Here is a 20,154-nt window from a genome sequence, read left to right on the forward strand (position 1 = left end):
TGACAAGGCAGGATTCCGAACACCATGCGCAGAACAAGAGGGCTGGCGCGGACCTGAGAGGTAACCCTAAAATGGGGTAACGCTACCTACAGGCCATGGTCAAAGCCATGCGCCTGTAGGTGTGTCGGGGTGTTTTAGCCAAATGCTCCGATGTCGTGCATCAGGGCTACGCTCACTTCCCGCAGGAGTTCAAACAACTGGCCCATGGGGGTGAAAATGTCCCTGTGTTCGCGCAGGTAAATACCTTCATCGCGGGGGCCGCAGGGTTCGTAGAAATCCTGGTTCGACGGTCCGCTGCCAACCGGGAAAATATCGGCCATGTGCTGGAGAACGGTTGGAATATCCAGACACAGAATCTGCTGCATCATCATGTCATGGCTGAAACCGCCACGGGGCATGAAGAAGGGAATGCGGCACGCCAGCAGCCATATCCGCTCAATCAGCATAATGCGGATGGCATGGAGCAGCCGGATGCGCGGCTCGGTCCGTGGGGCATGCTGCCATGCTTCCCGCAGGGCCAGATGGTCGGCCTGAATACGGCGGAACATGGTGTGCAGTTCGGCGGACAGGTTCAGTTTTTCAAGGTCGCCCATCAGCACCAGAAAAGCCTGCCTGCGCTTGGGGGAGCTTTCCTCCGTTGCGCGGTCAAGCCAGAAGCCGGGGTCCAGAAGGCACACAACGCTCTTGAGCACCTTGTCGTCCGAACAGGCAAGGCCATGGCGCGCAAAGTCCAGTGCACGGTGGAAGCGCGGGCTGGATGTGTTCAGCGTTTCAAAGGTTTCAGGGTGGCGGCGGGCAGCGGCCCCCAAGCCTTGCAGTGTGTTGGCACACCAGCCCAACTGTTGAAGAATGGCGTTGTTGGGGATGGCGCGGAGCTGGCTGGGATGGGTGATGCGCGTGCGCGTTGCGGATTCAGCACTCTGGCGCGCCGGTGGGCGGGAGCCTGTGCGGTCGATCAGGGACGGCCCGAAAGCACCCAGCAGGGCGGAGTAGCCGGGGTCTTCCACCAGCCCTTTCATGGCCTCGATCATGCTGGAGAAGAAATCAGCCGAAAAATCAGGGTTGTCGTAAATCGGGTCCTCATCCTGCGGGTGGGGCAGGAAGATACTTTCCGCAATGGTGGCCAGGGTGGCCCCGGCCAGTTCCGGCGTGCCGAACAGCAGGTAGCCGTCCCCCCCCTGGAACGCGGTTTCCTCACGGCAGACAATGCCACATTCCTCAAACCGGTTGCGGACATGGGCGGGGGACAGATACGCCAGCCTGTCGGACATGCGGAAGGGATGGGCACCACGGCCAATGCTCTCGCCATGGGTGTCGAAGAAAACCACTTCGATATCGCCCAGATTCCAGCGGGCCAGCAGGTCGCAGATCCGCAGGCGCAGCCGCTCGATCTGATAGGACGCGGCAAGCTGGCCGATATAGCGGCCAGAATCGGAATAACCGAATTGGAAGCAGATCCGCCCCATGGCGCGCACATAGGCCCGCCACGCGGGAGAGCGCAGGGCTTCTTCCACAATATGCTCGCCATTGACCATGGCGTCATCGGTTTCAAACAGCGGGGAAATTTCGACCCGGTCTGCCACGCCAAAATGCATGGCGGCCCAGAGGGCTGCCAGCAGGGTATAGCCGGTTTCTGTCTCGGCGATCAGGAAGCGGACGGGGCTGCCGGAATCAACAAATTTGCTAATCTGGGCAATGGTCATCATCAACCGTCCGGCGGTTGAGGAATCACTGAGCAGCGCGCCAAAATCGACCGGCACGGGCTCGGCAGTATCAAGCGCTTCGTTCACCCGGCTGAGGAGCGCACGCCGATGCGCCGGGTTGCCGGGGTCATCCAGCAGGTTCAGCTTCTGGCGGACGAAGTTATGTACCTGCACCGCATTCAGCCGTACATGGGTATGGGCCAGCCCGAGCCCATGCGACAGAAAGCCAGCCCGTGCCACGGCAAGGGGGAGCTTGGCAGATGGGGCAGCCTGATCAATGGCGTCCTGCAAGGCATCGGCCAGTTCGGAGGCATTGGTCAGCGCCGTATCCCGGCCATTGACGAGCAGGCGGGCAAAATGCGCCACGGCCTGCAAGTCTGTGCCTGTTGAGGGGGCTGCACTGATCTGCTCTTTTACGCAGGCAATCGCGTCACGCAGTCGGCCGGTCAGGTCGGGGGCAAGCACCCCTTCGTGCGTGATCTGCTGTTCCAGCCGCATAAGCTGGAACAGCTTCATACGTAGCCGTAGCCGCAGTGTGTCCCACCAGCCGATGTCGGTCCGCCCGTCTGTATCATATCCCACCCAGCTTGTGGCGATGACGGGGCTGGGGGCCAGCGTGCTCCATGTCTCGGGCCAGGAGTCCGCAGCGGTTTCCAGCAGCGCGGCGGAGAGCAGATCGATGGCGTCACGCGCACGGGTAATGGCCTGTGCTGCCAGCGTGAATTCTTCTTCCAGCGTGGGCGGGGCCGTGCGGCGGTGCGTGTCAAAGGCCGGGGCGGTTTCGGGCGGCATGGCGTCCGAGGCACTCTGCGCCAGGGCAGCATAGACCGGGTTGCTGAGCGCGAACGTCGGGTGCGCGGTAAACACTGCGGCAAAGCGCACACTGCTTATGGCGTCCCGATAGGCGCTGAGGGAGGGTGCGGGCAGCGTGGCTAGGATATGGCGTGCGACCTCACGCAGTTTTTCCTGTGCGGAGAGTGTCGTCGCCCCGCCAACATAGCGGTGCAGGCGGCGGGCACGGTTGAGAAAGCCCCTGTCTCTGAGGGCACGGATGAGGGTGCCGACATCATCCTGGCTCATATCTCCCTTTTCAAAGGCTTCGCCCAGGTGCAGGGCCAGCATCATGACAGGGTTGCTGTCCCCGTTTGCTGTGCCAGCGGCACTGCTGGTCACGGACGCCAGAACATTGCCCAGATGAGGAGGGAGGGAGGAAAAATCCAGTGTCATGGCGCCCGTTCTGTCCTTGCCGGATTGGTTTGAAAAGGAAACGTATTGTTGCGCGAACAACTCGTTTCCTGTCTTTCCACGTCTGCAACCAGTGCGCAACTGCCCGGCGGACACTTGGGGGGGAGGCAGCGGAGTGCTATTTGCAGGAGCATGACAGCAAACAGGCATACAGACGCGGACCACGAGGCCCGGCAGGCGCTCAGGCGTTACCGCAATGCAGCAACGGGGCTGCTGGGGCTTATGGGGGGTGTGACCTTGCTGGGGTATGTTGCCCCTGCCGCCGGATGGGTCAGGGATGGCTTCTGGCTGGAAACATTGCGTGCTGGTGCGCGTGCAGGTGTTGTGGGCGGCATAGCGGACTGGTTTGCCGTGGTCGCGCTGTTCCGCAGGCCCATGGGGCTGCCGATCCCGCATACTGCGATCTTGCCTGCCCAGAAGGAACGGCTTGGCCGTGCCCTGGGGCGTTTTGTCGCAGGGCAGGTGCTGACCGAACGGGAGGTGGAGCGGGTTCTCCAGCAGGTGGACCTGCCCGGCTTTATTGCCAATCTTCTCGATGACCCGGCCACACAGGACGCCATTGTTGCGGCACTGGCACGGGCAACGCCCCAAATGCTTGATCGCATGTCGGACGGTCGGGCCAGCGGCGCGGTATCGCGCATTCTGCCGCGTCTGCTGGGCGGGAATGATCTTGCCCCCGTTATTGCCAAGGCGCTGCGCAGCTTGGTGGATGATGACAGACATCAGGAGGTGCTGTCCTATCTGCTGGGCCAGATCAAGGACGGGCTTCAGTCAAAGGAAGGCGTTTTGCGCGCCATGATTGAGGAACGTGTGCGTGAGCAGGGCGGGCGTTTGCTGGGCTGGGCCATAGGTGGCTCTATTGCCACCAAGGTTCTGCTGTCGGCCGGGCGGGAGTTGGATCGAATCGATCCTGAAAACTCCAGCCTGCGGGAAGGGTTTACCACCTGGGTGCGTGCGCAGATCGACCGTATCGAAACTGACCCGGAGCGCGGGCGGGAGTTTACGCAGGCGGTTATGTCGGTGCTATCGCACGAGAGTGTGGTGGGCTGGTGGGGGGACATCTGGCAGCGGTTCCGCCGGATGGTGGAAGCCGATGTGGAAGACCCGCAGGGCCGGGTGTCCTGCATTGTGCGTGACGGTCTGGGGCATCTGGCCCAGCAGGCCCGCCATGATGAGGTCCTGCGCGGGCGGATCATGAACAGTGTCAACGGGATGGTGCTACGGGTGCTGCCGTTCATGCGCGAGCGTGTGGCGGAGTTTATCGCCAAGGTTATTTCGGGCTGGAATGCGGTGGAAATGGCCGACAGGCTGGAACTGCGGGTCGGCAAGGACCTCCAGTTCATCCGCTTTAGCGGCACACTGGTTGGGTTTGGTGTGGGGGCGCTGCTGTTTGTCATCCTGCGGCTGCTGTTTGGCATCAACGCCCAGTAGCCGCTGCATCACAGATATGTCGGCAGGCGATGAATCCTGCTGATTTGGGTTGACGTGCTGTGATCTTGAAGCCATGTATCCGAAACAGGACCATTAAGGTCTTTAATTGCGGTGAGGCCGGATCATGCTGAAACTCTCCCGCCTGGCGGACTACGCCGTTGTCATCCTCGTCCGACTGGGCGAGATGGAAGGAGTAACCACTTCTCCTTCTCTGGCGGCGGAAACAGGCGTGCCCGAACCGACGGTGGCCAAGGTGCTCAAGGCGCTTTCCGGACAGGGGTTTGTCCTGTCCCAGCGCGGCGCCAAGGGGGGCTACAGGCTGGCCCGGCCGTTGGCCGAAATTTCGGTTGCCAGCGTTATTACCGCCATGGATGGCAGGATCGCGCTGACAGCCTGTGTGGATGGCGGCGGGTGTGACAATGGTGTGTCCTGTAGCCTGTGCGGCAGTTGGGATGCCATCAACCACGCCATACGGACGACGCTTGAAGGTATTTCTTTGGAAAACATGCGCCTGAACGACAAGGGCTTCATGCCACGGGCGCGGAATGGCGTGCAGGGTCTCGCCACTCTTATTGGTGAGGGAACCTGAGCCATGCCAGCGACCACAGATACCAGAAATGCGGTAGAAACTCTCGGACAGTCCACCTACAAATGGGGCTTCGAGACGGATATCGAGATGGATATGGCCCCCAAAGGGCTGAATGAGGACATCATCCGCCTGATTTCCGCCCGCAAGGAAGAGCCGGAATGGATGCTGGAATGGCGTCTGGCCGCGTTTAAAACCTGGCAGGCCATGGAAGAGCCCAAGTGGGCCAAGGTGTCCCACCCCCCGATTGACTACCAGGACCTGCATTATTACGCGGCCCCGCGCCGTAAGCCTGGCCCCAAGTCCTTGGACGAGGTGGACCCTGAGCTGCTGCGGACCTACGAAAAACTGGGTATTCCACTGCACGAGCAGGCGCTGCTGGCCGGTGTTGAAGTGCCCGAGGGCGAAACCGCCCGCCCACCTGTGGCGGTGGACGCGGTGTTTGACAGCGTTTCCGTGGCCACGACTTTCCGCAAGACCTTGCAGGAAGCGGGCGTTATTTTCTGCCCTATATCCGAAGCGGTGCGTGAATACCCCGATCTGGTACGCCGCTACCTCGGGACCGTGGTGCCTGCGGGGGATAATTTCTTCTCTGCACTCAATTCAGCGGTCTTTACCGATGGCTCGTTTGTTTACGTGCCAAAGGGTGTGCGCTGCCCGATGGAGCTTTCCACCTATTTCCGCATCAATGCCCGCAACACAGGGCAGTTTGAGCGGACACTGATTGTTGTGGAAGACGGTGCCTCGGTCTCCTACCTGGAAGGCTGCACAGCCCCCATGCGGGACGAAAACCAGTTGCATGCGGCTGTGGTCGAACTGGTGGCCATGGACGATGCCTCCATCAAATACTCCACAGTCCAGAACTGGTACCCAGGGGACGAGGAAGGGCGCGGAGGCATTTATAACTTCGTGACCAAGCGCGGAGCTTGCCGTGGGGCACGTTCGCGCATTTCCTGGACACAGGTGGAAACCGGTTCGGCCATTACCTGGAAGTATCCGTCCTGCATCCTGCAAGGCGAGGGCTCTGTGGGGGAGTTCTATTCCGTCGCGGTGACCAATAACTGCCAGCAGGCCGATACCGGCACCAAGATGATCCATATCGGGCGCAACACGCGCTCGACCATTATTGCCAAGACCATCAGCGCGGGCCGTTCGGACAGCACGTATCGCGGTCTGGTGCGGGTGCTGCCCAAGGCCTCGGGCGCGCGCAACTTTACACAGTGCGACAGCCTGCTGATCGGTGACCAGTGTGGTGCCCATACCGTGCCTTACATTGAAAGCCGCAACATGGCGGCCCGGATTGAGCACGAAGCCACAACATCCAAAATTTCAGAAGATCAGCTCTTCTACTGCCGCCAGCGCGGTCTGTCGGAAGAAGACGCCGTGGGTCTGATCGTCAACGGCTTCTGCCGTGATGTTCTCAAGGAACTGCCCATGGAGTTCGCGGTGGAAGCACAGAAGCTTCTGCAGATCAGCCTTGAAGGCAGTGTTGGGTAAGGGAGTGCGGACTATGAGCCAGTTTTTGGAAATTTCAGGCCTGTGCGCCCGGATCGATGCGGATGGGCAGGAAAAGCAGATTCTCAATGGTGTGGACCTGAGCATCCCCGCGGGTGAAGTCCATGTCATCATGGGGCCCAATGGGTCTGGCAAATCCACCCTGTCCTACGTATTGGCAGGGCGGGATGATTATGAGGTGACGGCAGGTACGGCCACCTTCCAGGGGCAGGACCTGCTGGCTATGGAGCCAGAGGAGCGGGCCGCAGCAGGGCTGTTCCTTGCGTTCCAGAGCCCGATTGAACTACCGGGCGTGAACAACGCCAACTTCCTGCGTACCGCAGTCAACGCGGTGCGCCGTGCCCGTGGGCAGGAAGAGCTGGATGCCGTGGCGTTTCTGAAAGCTGCGCGTGAGGCTGCCCGCTCCCTGTCCATGGCGCCTGACATGCTCAAGCGGAACGTGAATGTCGGCTTTTCCGGTGGGGAGAAGAAGCGTAACGAAGTCCTGCAGATGACTTTGCTGCAACCCTCTCTGGCTATTCTGGACGAGACAGACAGCGGGCTGGATGTGGACGCCCTGCGCGTTGTGGCTGAAGGGGTGAACCGCCTACGGTCACCGAAGTTCTCGGCGCTGGTCATCACCCATCATCAGAAGCTGCTTGATTATCTGGTGCCTGACCGCATCCACGTCATGGCAAAAGGGCGTATTCTTCTGTCAGGTGGGCCGGAACTGGCCCGCCAGATTGATCAGGAAGGCTATGCCAAGTTCATGGTGGAGGCAGCGTGAACGCGATCAACCAGCCCCGCTCTGGCGGTCTAGCCCTGTTCGCAGACCGCCTACAGGCAGCCAGTGCCGCCGGGCAGCAGGAGGCTGTCGCCCTGCTGGAGCGCACAGGTCTGCCCGACAGGCATGTCGAGGAATGGAAATACACAGCCCTGCGCCCGCTAGGCAACGTGCCGTATCAAGCAGCACCTGTTGTTTATGATGCAGGCCGTGCCACAGCTCTTTTGCAAACCCTGCCGGGGTGGGCAGAGGCTCTGGCTCCGTTGCCAAAGCTGGTGCTGGTCAATGGGGTCTATGCCCCGGCCCTCAGCCAGTTGCCGGAGGGGGTTGAGGTCACACCGGTTTCCGCGACAGCACCTGCGGCTGCCATTCCGCTTTCCGTACAACAACCGTTGGTGGCGTTGAATGCAGCCATGACACATGGCGGACTTAACCTGCATGTGCGTGAGGGTGTGGATGCAGGGCAGGTTTTGCTGGTGTCGCTGGGGTTGGGGGAGGGAGAGCCTACGTCCTTCCATCCTCGCCACACCATAACACTGGACAAGGGCGCGCGGCTGTCTGTGCTGGCCCTCAATCTGGGGGATGGGGCGTATTTCCATAACCCGGTGTTGGATATCCATGTCGCAGAACGTGCGGAACTGAAGCACCTGACAGTCCAGCAGGAAAGCGCACAGGCTGTTGTGCTGGGTACGGTCCATGCTCACGTTGCTGAACATGGCGTGTATGACAGCTTCACCCTCACATTGGGCGGCTTGCTGACCCGGTATGAGGCCCATGCGACACTGGCTGCTCCACGGGCTGCGGTGCATATCAATGGCGCACAGCGTCTCTCAGGGCGGCAGGTGGGCGATATCACCAGTGTGATTACCCATGCCGCGCCGGACTGTGTGTCCCGCCAGACGGTGCGTAATGTGCTGGATGGTCATGCGCGTGGGGTTTTTCAGGGCAAGGTGCTGGTCAAGCAGGTGGCCCAGAAAACTGATGGCTACCAGATGAATCAGGCGCTGCTGCTGTCTGCCGATGCGGAAATTGACGCCAAGCCAGAGCTGGAAATCTACGCCGATGACGTGCGTTGCAGCCATGGGGCCACAGTCGGCGCGCTGGATGACGAGCAGCTTTTCTATCTGCGTAGTCGCGGTGTGCCAGAAGCCGATGCCCGACAGATTCTGATCGACGCCTTTTTGGAAGAATCCCTGTCGCTGGTGGGTGACGATGTTGCCCGTGATCTGTGCCGTAGCATGATCGCGCAGCACTTCCGCGCAGAGGAGGCATAAATGAGCGTGCAGACACAGGCTGCAACACAGCCTAAGGACCTGGATGTACAGGCTATCCGTGCGCAGTTTCCCATCCTTGGGGAAACCGTGCATGGTCGCCCCTTTGTGTTTCTGGACAGTGCCGCATCGGCGCAGAAGCCAGTTGCAGTCATTGATGGTATGGCTGACGTCCTGCGGACCCAGTATGCCAACATCCATCGTGGCCTTTATTGGATGAGCGACCGCGCCACAGAGGCGTATGAGGCTGTCCGGGGCAAGGTTGCGCGCTTCCTCAATGCGCCCGCGCGTGAGGAAATTATTTTCACGCACAACAGCACCGAGGCCATCAATCTGGTGGCCCATTCCTTCGGGACGCTGCTCAAGCCGGGGCAGGCTGTGGTGATTTCCGAAATGGAACACCATGCCAACCTGATCCCGTGGCAGATGCTGCGTGACCGGGCAGGTATAGAACTGCGCGTTGCACCGATTACTGACGTCGGTGATCTGGATATGGAGGCGCTGGAGCGCCTGCTGTCCGACGGCAAAGTGGGTCTTGTCGCGATTACGCATATGTCCAACGTGTTGGGCAGCATGGTGCCTGCCCGACAGGTGGCGGATATGGCACATGCGGCGGGCGCGCTGGTGCTGTTTGATGGCAGTCAGGCCGTTGTGCACCAGCGTACGGATGTGCAGGCGCTGGACGCTGATTTTTATACGTTTACGGGCCACAAGCTGTATGGGCCAACCGGCATAGGTGTGCTGTGGGCGCGCGCAGCCCTGTTGGATGCCATGCCGCCCTTTATGGGTGGCGGGGACATGATCTCGACCGTCACCTTTGAAAAGGCGACCTGGGCTGCCATCCCGCACAAGTTTGAGGCAGGCACCCCGGCCATTGTTGAAGCCATAGGTCTTGGCATTGCCATCGACTGGGTTGAGGCCATTGGTCTGGATACCATCGCCCGGCACGAGCAGGCTTTGACACGGCATGCCTTGGCCCGTCTGGCTGATGTGCCGGGCCTGCAGGTTGTGGGCGCTCCTGCAAAGCGTGGTGGGGTGGTGTCGTTTACCATGGCAGATGTGCACCCTCATGATATCGCCACGTTGCTGGACAAAAATGGCATAGCAGTCAGGGCAGGGCACCATTGTGCCGAACCGTTGATGCGGCGTCTGGGGCTGACCGCCACAGCCCGCGCCAGCTTTGGTATTTATACGGTGCCTGAAGAGATTGATGCTCTGGCTGACACGCTGGTTCGTATCCGGGATTTTTTTGTGTGAGCAGGCACGCCAGTTCCATGTCGGCATGTCCCGCATGTATGGGGCATGTGCGGCCCCCCGCATTGCGCTGAAGGAGGCACTTTCCCATGTTAACGTCAGAAGATGTGCGTATTCAGGAGCAATCGGTGACAGACAACGCGCCCAACCCTGCCGAGGGCATGCTGCACGCGGACCACGCGGCTGAGGGTGAGCACCCTGCCAAGGTGGAAAGCTGGACCCCGGAGGGGGATGCCCCTCTGCAGGATCAGCCCCACCCCGCTGGTGCCGCATCGGAAGAGGATGTGATTGCTGCCATTGCGACAGTGCATGATCCTGAAATTCCGGTGAACATTTATGAACTCGGCCTGATCTACGCCATTGACCTGTATGATGATGGCCGCGTTCATGTGGAAATGACCCTGACGGCCCCTAACTGCCCAAGTGCGCAGGAACTCCCCGCACAGGTGAAAGAGGCAGTTGAGAAAGTGCCGGGTGTGCAGTCAGCTGAGGTAGATATCGTCTGGGATCCGCCATGGGATATGTCCCGCATGAGCGACGAAGCCCGCCTTGCCCTGAATATGTTCTGAACACAGGAAGGAGCACTCTAATGGCATCCACCACGTCCACAGCACCTCAGCCCAGAACCCTGCCGCCCCTTATGCGCCTGACAGACACTGCCGCAGCCCGGTTGCGGCACCTGTATGCCACGGCGCATGCGGGTCAGTTGCTGCGCATCTCTGTGACAACCCGAGGCTGCTCCGGTCAGGCTTACGACATGACCTTTGTTGCCGAACCCGGTCAGGGTGATGAGATTGTGAAGGATGGGGACCTCACCCTTCTGGTTGACCGCAAGGCCACGCTGTTTCTGATCGGTTCGCAGATGGATTATCAGGAAAGCGATCTGGAAGCAGGGTTTGTGTTCAGGAACCCGAACGAGAAAGGCCGTTGCGGCTGCGGCGAGAGCTTTCACGTTTGAAGGCGCAGACAGTTTCTGTCTCGGTGGACCACAGAAACTGGTCAATCACATGCAGCCTGTCCAGGCTGTAGCCAGCGCTGGCAAGGGCTGCGGCGTCCTTGGCCAGTGATGCCGGGTTGCAACTGACATAAATGACCCAGGCAGGCAGGCCCCGCACAATCTGGTCCATTTGCTCCCGCGCTCCGGCGTGGGGCGGGTCCAGCACAACGATATCCACTTTTGTGATGTCTTTTGCCAGCACGGGCTGGCGATACAGGTCACGGCAGAAGGGTGTTATCCGGGTGTTGTTTGTCGCCGCTTTCATGGCGGCATAAGCCGGGGCAGAGCTTTCGTAGGTGTGCACCTGGCAGTGCTTGGCCAGCGGGAACGACAATGTTCCGCAGCCCGCAAACAATTCAACAAGAATACTGCGACGCGACAGTTTGCCCGGCAGGCAATCCAGCACGGCCTGTTGGATTGCCTGTTCACTTTCCGCAGTCGCTTGCAGGAATGCTCCCGGTGGGGGCGTTATGCGTTGCCCGGCGATGGTCTGGTAAACAGGGGCTGTCTGCACGGCGGTTTCTGTGGGGGTGTCCGCTTTGAGCGATTGCCAGCTTATCCGGGCAATCCCTGCCTGTTCGGCCATACGTGCCAGTTTTTGCCTGTCGGTCGTGGTGAGAGCGGCGTCAGTCCGCAGCAGAATATCAGGCCCGGAATCGAGCAGGTTGATAATCACGCTGCCTTCCTTGCGAAGTGCCTGGAGGCTTTCGGCTACCTGACGGAGTGCTGGGAGCACCCGCTCAATATCCGGGTGCAGCACAGGGCAGGCTGCCATGTCGGTAACAATTTTGCTGCCACGGGTATGCAGGCCCAGGTGCAGGCCATCAGCCACGCGCCGCAAGGCAAGATCAGCCCTGCGACGGGTGTGGGGGGCTACCTGAAACGTGGTGGCAACCGGAATATCCGTAAAACCCGCCTTGGCTAGCGCGTGGCGGACAAGGTCGACCTTCCAGGCCATAATGGCCTCGGGCTGCATGTGCTGGACAGAGCAGCCCCCACAATCACCAAACAGCGTGCAGGATGGAGGAACCCGTTGGGGGGAGGGGATGAGAATATCAGCAAGCTGCCAGTGGCCTGCGGCATCTTCTTCCAGACGGACAGTTTCCGCTGGCAATGTGTCCGCACAGTAAACAGTGCTGCCATCAGGCAGATGGACAGCGCCGTTTCCCTGTGTGCTCAGGTAAGCAACAACACCCTCAAAGCTACGTGTCACGCTGACAGTTCCGTCTTTGTACAGAGGTCAGGACGCATCCACAGGAGTGGTGTCTGAGTGAACATCCGTCTGTGCTGCCATGCCAGGTGTTGCAGGGCGGTCCGATTCCCGTCGCGGCAGCATCATGAAGGCTGGCATGAGGTCACCAAACCCAAGGCTGTCACCCGCAGGCACGGGGGGAATATCATCGCGCTGGTGGCGTGGCCCGCGTGCCGGGTGGGCAGACTGAGGGGGCAGGGCAGGGCGCTGCTGCTCCGCACGCGGTTCGCGCGGGGTATCATGGCGGGCAGAGTCTTTCCGGCCTGTCGGCTTCTCCCGTTCCTTGTCCTTACGGTTCCGCTCGGCAGGGGGGCGTTTGCCTTCGGCCCAGTCCAGATTTTCCACATTATCCAGCGTCATGCGCGGGATAGGCTTGCCTGTCAGCTGCTCGATAGCTTCGGCCAGAGTCTTATCGTACGGGCAGGCCAGGCTGTATGCATGCCCTTCGCGTCCGGCACGACCTGTGCGGCCAATACGGTGCACATAGTCCTCCGCATGGAAGGGCAGGTCGAAGTTGAAGACATGGGACAGGCCGCCAATATCAATCCCGCGTGCGGCCACGTCGGAGCAGACAAGGACCTTCAATTCACCATTCTTGAAGCGTTCCAGAGTGGCGAATCGGACAGACTGCGGCAGGTCCCCATGCAGGGCGCCAGCAGAAAAACCATGCTGGACCAGCGAACGGGACAGAATATCCACATCACGCTTGCGGTTGCAGAAGACAATGGCGTTTTGCAACGTCGGGTCTTTCAGCAGCAGCCGCAGTGTGTCGCGCTTTTTATATTCGTCCACAACCAGCAGTCCGGTCGTGATGGTGCTGGCGACGGAGGACTGGCGGGCAACGGTAATTTCCTTCGGGGAATGAAGGAATGCGTCAGCCAGCTTCCGGATTGTGGGGGCCATGGTCGCGGAAAAGAAAAGCGTCTGCCGTGTTGGGGGCAGCAGCGCGACAATCTTCTCAATGTCTGGAATAAAGCCCATGTCCAGCATGCGGTCGGCTTCGTCAATCACCAGAATTTTGGTGTGCGTCAGTAGCAGGCCACCGCGACCAAACAGGTCCAGCAGGCGCCCAGGTGTGGCAATCAGAACATCGACACCACGGTTCAGCACCTCTTTCTGCTCGGCCATGCTTTCGCCACCAATCAGCAGCGCATGGTTGAGCTTGAGGTGTTTTCCGTAGTTGACGAAATTTTCGGCTACCTGCAGTGCCAGTTCCCGCGTGGGCTCCAGAATGAGCGAGCGGGGCATACGGGCGCGAGCGCGGGAATCGCTCAGAATTTCGAGCATCGGCAGCGTGAAGGAGGCTGTCTTGCCTGTGCCTGTCTGTGCAACGCCCAGCACATCTCGCGCCATCAGCACGGCGGGAATCGCCTGTTCCTGAATGGGGGTGGGGTGCACATAGCCCATGTCATTAATGGCGCGCAGGATTGGCTCGGACAGCTCCAGATCCGCGAATGTGGTTGCCTTGGCTGCGGGCTCTACTGGCTCTGCTTCTTCCGGGGCGGAGTCGGCAGGTGTTGAGTCCTCAACAGCTTCGGGGGGCGCGATAATCTCAACAGCCTCTACCGGCGCGGCTTTGGGGGCTGCCTTCCTGCGGCGTGTTGCAGGCTTGCGGGCCGGTTTTTCTGCGGGTGCAGTATCGCCGGAATCAGCGGCGGCCTCGGCAACAGGGGCGGGGGCTTCTTCCGCTACAGCTTCGACCGTTTTGGCGCGGGTTGTTCGTTTCCGGGGCGTTGTTGCCCGTGCCCGCGTTTTGGCGGCGGGCTTGGATGCTACAACATCCTGCTCGGGGGCGACGGCAGCATCTGCCCCACCATCAGTGTCCACCACCGCCACGGCGTCGGGCTGGGCGGCCGGCTTGCGGCTGCGAGTGGTCGTCTTGCGGGGGCGGGCTGGCGTTTTCGCGGTCAATATGCTCTCGGAACTCGGTTTGTCGTTGGGGTATCTCGGGACGGAACCGGGTCAGGGCACATCCCGCGCTTCAGTCATCTATGCCTGAAGCGCCGCAGAAACACGGGCAGCCACTCAGGCGCTTGTTCCGATAAAGGGCTTTGTGCGCAAAATCAAGTTTTTGGCAGTCATCCCTCATTTTTTCATACAAACGGGTGGCCAAGGCAGGCGCAGAGTATGGCCAGAACCCCAAGTGCAAGAATGATCAGCATCTGAGAGCGGATCGAGTCGAAAAGTGAGGCCTGCGGGCGGATGGAACGGCGTGCCTTCTGGTAAGGCCCCTGATGCAGACGCACGAACAGCAGCACGATGATAATGCCAAGGGCCTGCATGACGTTGGTTGTCCATGGCGCGTTGGCAAATCCACCTTCATGAATAATCAGCAGCCAGCCTGAAATCAGCAGGGTCGGCAGTCCGTGGGTCAGCCCCCGGAAAAAGCGGGACAGTGTCTGCAGGTGGATGGAGTTGCGCTGCGTGGCATCCAGCAGGCTCAGGCTGGGCCGCAGGATCAGCAGTGCGTAGGCGATTCCACCAATCAGCAGGGTGACGCAGACAAGGTGAAGCGCCAGAACGAGGCTCCAGAGAATGGAATGGGGCATGGTCAACTCCGCTGGGGCACACAGGGCCACGATAGGTTTGGCTAGGCGCCGGGCAGGCTCTGGTGTGCATCCCTGCGCGACTGCCTGCCCTGATTGCCAATGGCGGGCGGTGGGTGCAAGGAATATGTTGCTCCAAAAGTGGGGCACAGCATGGCGGAGGTTGGATATGTCCGAGCCTGGGCAGGCGTCTTCTCTTGCACTCTACACCCCTGAGGAGATGGGGCGTGTGGACGCGTTTGCCGCGCGCCAGATCCCTGTTTCCACGTTGATGGAGCATGCCGGGCGTGCTGTTGCGCGCGCAATCCGCCGTTATTTTTCGCCCATGCGAGTGCTGGTGCTGTGTGGGCCGGGCAATAATGGTGGGGACGGCTATGTGGTGGCTCGCTACCTGCGGAATGCGGGTTGGCCGGTGCGCATAGCGGCGCTGGCCGTGCCTCGGCCCGGTGGTGCAGCAGCATGGGCTGCAGAACAGTGTGGCGGGGCGGGTGTTCCTTTTACACCGGAAGAAGCGGCGCGTGCCGATCTGGTGGTCGATGCCATTTTCGGAGCAGGCTTGGGGCGTGATGTGGCAGAGGATGTCGCGCGCGTGCTGCATGCCGCCCGGCGGATTGTGGCGGTTGATATGCCATCGGGCGTGGATGGCGCGACCGGTCAGGTGCGTGGTTATGCGCCCCAGGCTGAGATGACAGTCACATTCTGCGCCCTCAAGCTAGGGCACCTGCTTTATCCGGGGCGTGAACTGGTCGGGCGTCTCGTGCTTGCTGACATCGGTATGCCGCCCGCAGCTCTTGCTTCAGTGGAGGTCAGGGCGTGGCGCAATGAGCCCGGTTTGTGGCAACTGCCCGTGCCGGGGCCACAGAGCCATAAATACACCAGAGGGGTTGTCAGTATCTGTGCTGGGGAAAGCATGCCTGGCGCTGCGCGGCTTTGTGCCTCTGCTGCACGTGCGACGGGAGCAGGGTTGGTGCGGGTGGCCGCTGGGGCTGCGGCCGCAGCGTACAGGCTGGGCGCGCCGGGCCTGATTGTCGATTCCGAGCCGCTGCCAGAGCTTCTGGCCGACACGCGCCGTCAGGTTTGGGTGTGTGGGCCGGGGTTGGCAGAGGCTGAAGTGGAACAGGCCTTGCCACTTTTGCTGGCGGCAGGGCGCTGTGTGTTGGCGGATGCCGGAGCATTGTCGGCCATGGCGGGGCAGCCCGAGCGTTTGCGGGGTGTCTCGGTCATTACGCCCCATGCCGGGGAGTTTGCGCGACTGTTTGGCCCTGTCGGGACTGATCTGCCTGCGCAGGCAAGGGCAGCAGCGCAGCAGATTAATGCTGTTGTGGTGCTCAAAGGGGCATCCACCCTGATTGCCGCGCCGGATGGGCGTTTGGCGATTAACACTCACGCTACCCCTGCATTGGGCACTGCAGGCTCGGGGGATACGCTGTCGGGCGTTATTGCTGCGCTGCTGGCCGCTGGCATGCCCGCATGGGATGCCGCCTGTGCAGGGGTATGGCTGCATGGGGAGGCTGGAATGCAGGCCGGAGCATGGCCGATTGCCGAGGATCTGGACCAATATTTAGGTTCTGCCCGGCAGGAAGCGACCTTGCGGCAGAATGATAGATAGGCTTTATGGTGCCTGTCTCTTGCCGTGCCGTTCGCTTTGGGTTAAGTGCAGCCCACTTGCGACGGTGAGCAATGTACGCGGGCGTGGTGGAATTGGTAGACACGCCAGATTTAGGTTCTGGTGACGCAAGTCGTGGGGGTTCAAGTCCCTCCGCCCGTACCAATTCGGTTTCATTCTCCCGTCCTGCTCCGCGACGGCCTTTCGGCGTGACGTGGCGGGGAGTCTGAGTTTTATACCGAGAGGAAGGCCTGGCCGATGCAGGTAACCGAGACCCTTTCCGAAGGGCTGAAGCGTGGTTTCACCGTTACAGTTCCGGCTGCGGAGCTTGAAGCCAAGCGCGATGCGCGCCTTAAGGATGTTGCTGCCAATCTGAACCTGCCGGGTTTCCGTCCGGGTAAGGTGCCTGTGTCTCTGGCCCGTCAGCGCTATGGCGCCGCCGTGTGGGGCGAAGTGGTCGAGCAGGCTGTGTCTGAGGCCGTTCAGGCAGCGTTTGAAGAGCGCGGTCTGCGCCCTGCCGGTCAGCCTAAGGTTGATCTGGTGACCGGTCAGGAAGATGACGGCAAGGGTCTGGAATTTACCGTCGAGAGCGAAATTCTGCCTGAAGTGACGCTGCCCGATCTGTCCGCTCTGGAACTGACCCGCCTGAAGGCGCAGGCCAGTGACGAAGCGGTTGAAAAGGCGCTGGAAGACATTGCCCGCCGTGGCCGCACCTTCGAAGTGATCGAGGAAGTGCGCCCCGCAGGTAAGGGTGATGTGCTGGCGATCGACTTTGTCGGCAAGCGCGATGGTGTGCCCTTCGACGGTGGCACGGCTGAAGATGTGAACGTGGAAATTGGTGGTGAAGGCTTCATCCCCGGTTTTGCCGAGCAGATCGAAGGCATGTCCCCCGGTGAAGAAAAAATCATCACCGTGACATTCCCCGAAGATTACGGCGCGGCCGAGCTGGCAGGCAAGGAAGCCACCTTCGACATCAAGGCAAAGCAGCTGAAGAAAGCCGCTGATGCCGCTCTTGATGACGAACTGGCCAAGAAAGTCGGCTTCGAAAGCCTCGAGCAGCTTAAGGACCTGATCCGCAAGCAGATCGAAGGGGAATACGAGCAGCTTTCCCGCCTGCGGATCAAGCGCGACCTGCTGGACATTCTGGCCACCAAGACGGATTTTGAAGCTCCGGCTGGTATGGTCGAAGCCGAATTCCAGCAGATCTGGAGCCGTGTCGAAGCCGATCGTCAGGCTGGTCAGCTTGATGACGAAGACAAGGACAAGGACGAGGATACCCTCAAGGCCGACTACCGCCGTATTGCGGAACGTCGCGTAAAACTGGGTCTCCTGCTGGCTGAAATCGGGCGCAAGAACAACATTGTTGTCACGCCGGAAGAACTGAGCCGCGCCGTCCGGGCTGAAGCCATGCGCTACTCCGGCCAGGAGCGTGAAGTTTTCGAGTTCTTCCAGAAGAACCCGCAGGCGACAGAATCTCTCCGCGGTCCGATCTTTGAGAACAAGGTCGTCGATTATCTGATCGAACTGGCCAAGGTTACAGACCGAGAGGTCTCTCCTGAAGAACTTTCAGATATTCCTCCAGCAAATATCTGAAGCCGCAAAATGGCTATGTCCCGCCAGTGTGAACTGGCGGGACATTCTTTTTTGGGCATGTTTTTCTTTTACAGGGTGGCATCTTGCCACTTTATCTCTATCTTGAAGCTAAGGCCTTCGTTGACTTCCACGCCAGCGTGGGAGGCTGGGGGCCGGAATTCGGCTTTTGAACGGGAATGAGTGGTATGAGGGATCGTGATCCCGTTGAGATTTTCAACAATGCGCTGGTGCCCATGGTGGTCGAGCAGACCTCCCGCGGGGAACGGGCGTTTGATATCTATTCCCGCCTGCTGCAGGAGAGAATTATCTTTCTGACAGGGCCGGTGTACGATCAGGTGTCATCGCTGATTTCAGCACAGCTTCTGTATCTGGAAAGCGTTAACCCAAGCAAGGAAATCTCGTTCTATATCAATAGCCCCGGTGGCGTGGTTTCTGCCGGTCTGGCTATTTACGACACCATGCAGTACATCCGCAGCCCGGTCAGCACCGTGTGCATCGGGCAGGCTGCGTCCATGGGGTCGCTGCTGATGGCAGGTGGTGAGAAGGGGCGCAGGTTTGCGCTGCCCAACGCCCGTATCATGGTGCATCAGCCTTCTGGCGGTGCCCAGGGGCAGGCCAGTGATATCGAAATCCAGGCGCGGGAAATCCTGATTATCCGCCAGCGGTTGAACGAGATCTATCGTGAACATACAGGGCGCACGCTTGAGGAAATCGAGCAGAAGCTGGAGCGTGATACCTACATGTCCGCCGAGGAAGCGCGGTCTTTCGGTATCGTTGACGAAGTGATCAGCCAGCATAAAGCTACAGAAGCAGGTAAGAAGGATTAAGATCATCCCTGATCTGGCGTACTTTGAACTTCCTGTTACAATAAGGAAGACCCCCGCCTGCCCATGGGCGGGGCATATCCGGGGCTGCGTACCTGGCGCCGTGATGCTTGGAATGATCGAAGGGATGGGCCGATGAATACAAAAACCGGAGATTCCAAGAATACGCTGTATTGCTCGTTCTGTGGAAAGTCGCAGCACGAGGTGCGCAAGCTTATTGCCGGCCCCACCGTGTTCATCTGCGATGAATGTGTGGAACTCTGCATGGATATCATCCGTGAGGAGAACAAAACCACACTCGTTAAATCGCGTGAAGGTGTGCCTACCCCGCGCGAGATCTGCAAAGTGCTGGATGATTATGTCATCGGGCAGATGCAGGCGAAGAAGGTCCTGTCCGTTGCGGTGCACAACCACTACAAGCGGCTGACGCAGGTATCCAAGGCGGGTGATGTCGAGATTGCAAAATCCAACATCCTGCTGGTTGGTCCCACGGGTTCGGGCAAGACCCTGCTGGCGCAGACCCTGGCTCGTATTCTTGACGTGCCCTTTACCATGGCAGACGCCACGACTCTGACAGAGGCGGGCTATGTTGGTGAGGATGTCGAGAACATCATTCTCAAGCTGTTGCAGGCGTCTGATTATAATGTCGAACGCGCCCAGCGCGGCATTGTCTACATCGACGAAATCGACAAGATTTCCAAGAAGTCGGACAACCCTTCGATCACGCGTGATGTGAGCGGGGAGGGGGTTCAGCAGGCTCTGCTTAAGCTGATGGAAGGCACAGTGGCTTCCGTTCCGCCCCAGGGGGGACGCAAGCACCCGCAGCAGGAATTCCTGCAGGTGGACACCACGAACATGCTGTTCATCTGTGGTGGCGCTTTTGCAGGTCTGGACAAGATTATCTCCGCGCGCGGTAAAGGCACGGGTATCGGCTTTGGTGCTGATGTTCGCTCGCCCGATGAACGCCGCACGGGAGAAATCCTGCACGATGTGGAGCCAGAAGACCTGATGAAGTTCGGGCTTATCCCTGAATTCATTGGTCGTCTCCCGGTTCTTGCAACGCTGGGTGATCTGGATGAGGCCGCTCTGATCAAGATTCTGACCGAGCCAAAGAATGCTCTGGTCAAGCAGTATCAGCGGCTGTTCCAGATGGAAAACGTGGAACTGACGTTTACGGACGATGCACTCAAGGCCATTGCCGACAGGGCTATTGTCCGTAAAACAGGCGCCCGTGGGCTGCGGTCGATCATGGAAAGCATTCTTATGTCCACCATGTTTGACCTGCCTGGCCTCGACAATGTTGAGGAAGTGGTCGTCAACCGTGAAGTGGCTGATAACAAGACAGCCCCTGTCTATGTTTACGGCCAGAAAAAAGAACTGCCTGCGGAGCAGTCAGCCTGAACTCCCAGGCATTGCCGCACCCCCGGTCGAAAACCATTCGTACCGGGGGCATTGCGCCAGACGGCAGGCGCTACAACATACATAACAAAGCAACAGACTATCTTGCCCCAGATGGGGGGAAGAGACGCGGACAGAGGGCATGCCGCCTAGCGGGTGCCCCTGCCGGA

Annotated in this window: 16 protein-coding genes and 1 tRNA gene; 13 read left to right on the forward strand and 4 right to left on the reverse strand. The window is 60.0% G+C overall.

Translation table 11 applies throughout. The annotated features are described in order from the left end of the window. Window positions 1–134: 134 nt before the first annotated feature. Window positions 135–2,930, reverse strand: coding sequence for a phosphoenolpyruvate carboxylase (locus tag FLP30_RS10275; RefSeq protein ID WP_149279744.1), 2,796 nt, complete (start codon window positions 2,928–2,930; stop codon window positions 135–137). Window positions 2,931–3,080: 150 nt separating this feature from the next. Here FLP30_RS10275 and FLP30_RS10280 point away from each other — a divergent pair, with 150 nt between their 5' ends. The 8 genes from FLP30_RS10280 (at window position 3,081) to FLP30_RS10315 (ending at window position 10,726) form a co-directional block, all read left to right on the forward strand. Further along, on the forward strand, window positions 3,081–4,379 hold the full coding sequence (locus FLP30_RS10280; RefSeq protein ID WP_149279745.1) for a DUF445 domain-containing protein: 1,299 nt from the start codon (window positions 3,081–3,083) through the stop codon (window positions 4,377–4,379). A 124-nt stretch (window positions 4,380–4,503) separates the two neighbouring features. Further along, window positions 4,504–4,968 carry an SUF system Fe-S cluster assembly regulator gene (locus tag FLP30_RS10285; protein ID WP_149279746.1) on the forward strand — a complete coding sequence of 155 codons (465 nt, stop codon included), beginning with the start codon at window positions 4,504–4,506 and terminating at the stop codon, window positions 4,966–4,968. Between the two features lie 3 nt (window positions 4,969–4,971). Then, a complete protein-coding gene (gene sufB, locus FLP30_RS10290) occupies window positions 4,972–6,462 on the forward strand; it encodes a Fe-S cluster assembly protein SufB (RefSeq protein WP_149279747.1) in 1,491 nt (496 codons plus the stop codon). A 13-nt stretch (window positions 6,463–6,475) separates the two neighbouring features. Next, on the forward strand, window positions 6,476–7,246 hold the full coding sequence (gene sufC, locus FLP30_RS10295; RefSeq protein WP_149279748.1) for a Fe-S cluster assembly ATPase SufC: 771 nt from the start codon (window positions 6,476–6,478) through the stop codon (window positions 7,244–7,246). Then, window positions 7,243–8,517 (forward strand): Fe-S cluster assembly protein SufD, encoded by a 1,275-nt coding sequence (sufD, locus tag FLP30_RS10300; protein ID WP_149279749.1) that lies wholly within the window; start codon window positions 7,243–7,245, stop codon window positions 8,515–8,517. Before sufC ends, sufD begins: the two co-directional genes overlap by 4 nt. Next, a complete protein-coding gene (locus FLP30_RS10305) occupies window positions 8,518–9,771 on the forward strand; it encodes a cysteine desulfurase (RefSeq protein WP_149279750.1) in 1,254 nt (417 codons plus the stop codon). Window positions 9,772–9,857: 86 nt separating this feature from the next. Beyond that, window positions 9,858–10,337 carry an SUF system Fe-S cluster assembly protein gene (locus tag FLP30_RS10310; RefSeq protein WP_408834543.1) on the forward strand — a complete coding sequence of 160 codons (480 nt, stop codon included), beginning with the start codon at window positions 9,858–9,860 and terminating at the stop codon, window positions 10,335–10,337. Window positions 10,338–10,357: 20 nt separating this feature from the next. Then, complete coding sequence (locus FLP30_RS10315) at window positions 10,358–10,726, forward strand: HesB/IscA family protein (RefSeq protein WP_149279751.1); 369 nt, start codon at window positions 10,358–10,360, stop codon at window positions 10,724–10,726. Here FLP30_RS10315 and FLP30_RS10320 read toward each other — a convergent pair. From FLP30_RS10320 to FLP30_RS10330, 3 genes are all read right to left on the reverse strand, one after another. After that, window positions 10,671–11,978: a class I SAM-dependent RNA methyltransferase gene (locus FLP30_RS10320; RefSeq protein ID WP_149279752.1), complete on the reverse strand. Its 1,308-nt coding sequence runs from the start codon at window positions 11,976–11,978 to the stop codon at window positions 10,671–10,673. The two genes, FLP30_RS10315 and FLP30_RS10320, sit on opposite strands and share 56 nt — an antisense overlap. Before the next feature lie 27 nt (window positions 11,979–12,005). After that, window positions 12,006–13,928, reverse strand: a complete 1,923-nt coding sequence (locus FLP30_RS10325) for a DEAD/DEAH box helicase (protein WP_149279753.1) — start codon at window positions 13,926–13,928, stop codon at window positions 12,006–12,008. A gap of 182 nt (window positions 13,929–14,110) precedes the next feature. Beyond that, window positions 14,111–14,566 (reverse strand): hypothetical protein, encoded by a 456-nt coding sequence (locus tag FLP30_RS10330; protein ID WP_149279754.1) that lies wholly within the window; start codon window positions 14,564–14,566, stop codon window positions 14,111–14,113. A 166-nt stretch (window positions 14,567–14,732) separates the two neighbouring features. Between FLP30_RS10330 and FLP30_RS10335 the strand changes: the two genes are divergently transcribed. The 5 genes from FLP30_RS10335 to clpX all read left to right on the forward strand — a co-directional run bounded on the left by FLP30_RS10335 (window position 14,733) and on the right by clpX (window position 19,987). Next, complete coding sequence (locus FLP30_RS10335; protein WP_149279755.1) at window positions 14,733–16,172, forward strand: NAD(P)H-hydrate dehydratase; 1,440 nt, start codon at window positions 14,733–14,735, stop codon at window positions 16,170–16,172. Window positions 16,173–16,249: 77 nt separating this feature from the next. Next, window positions 16,250–16,334, forward strand: a tRNA-Leu gene (locus FLP30_RS10340). A 93-nt stretch (window positions 16,335–16,427) separates the two neighbouring features. After that, window positions 16,428–17,762, forward strand: a complete 1,335-nt coding sequence (tig, locus tag FLP30_RS10345; RefSeq protein ID WP_149279756.1) for a trigger factor — start codon at window positions 16,428–16,430, stop codon at window positions 17,760–17,762. 176 nt (window positions 17,763–17,938) lie between these two features. Next, entirely contained in the window at window positions 17,939–18,589 is a 651-nt protein-coding gene (locus tag FLP30_RS10350; protein WP_210419273.1) for an ATP-dependent Clp protease proteolytic subunit, read from the forward strand. A gap of 132 nt (window positions 18,590–18,721) precedes the next feature. After that, window positions 18,722–19,987, forward strand: a complete 1,266-nt coding sequence (clpX, locus tag FLP30_RS10355) for an ATP-dependent Clp protease ATP-binding subunit ClpX (RefSeq protein WP_149279758.1) — start codon at window positions 18,722–18,724, stop codon at window positions 19,985–19,987. The last annotated feature ends 167 nt before the right edge of the window (window positions 19,988–20,154 follow it).

It is taken from the genome of Acetobacter vaccinii (assembly GCF_008365315.1).
GTDB classification, from domain to species: Bacteria; Pseudomonadota; Alphaproteobacteria; order Acetobacterales; family Acetobacteraceae; genus Acetobacter; species Acetobacter vaccinii.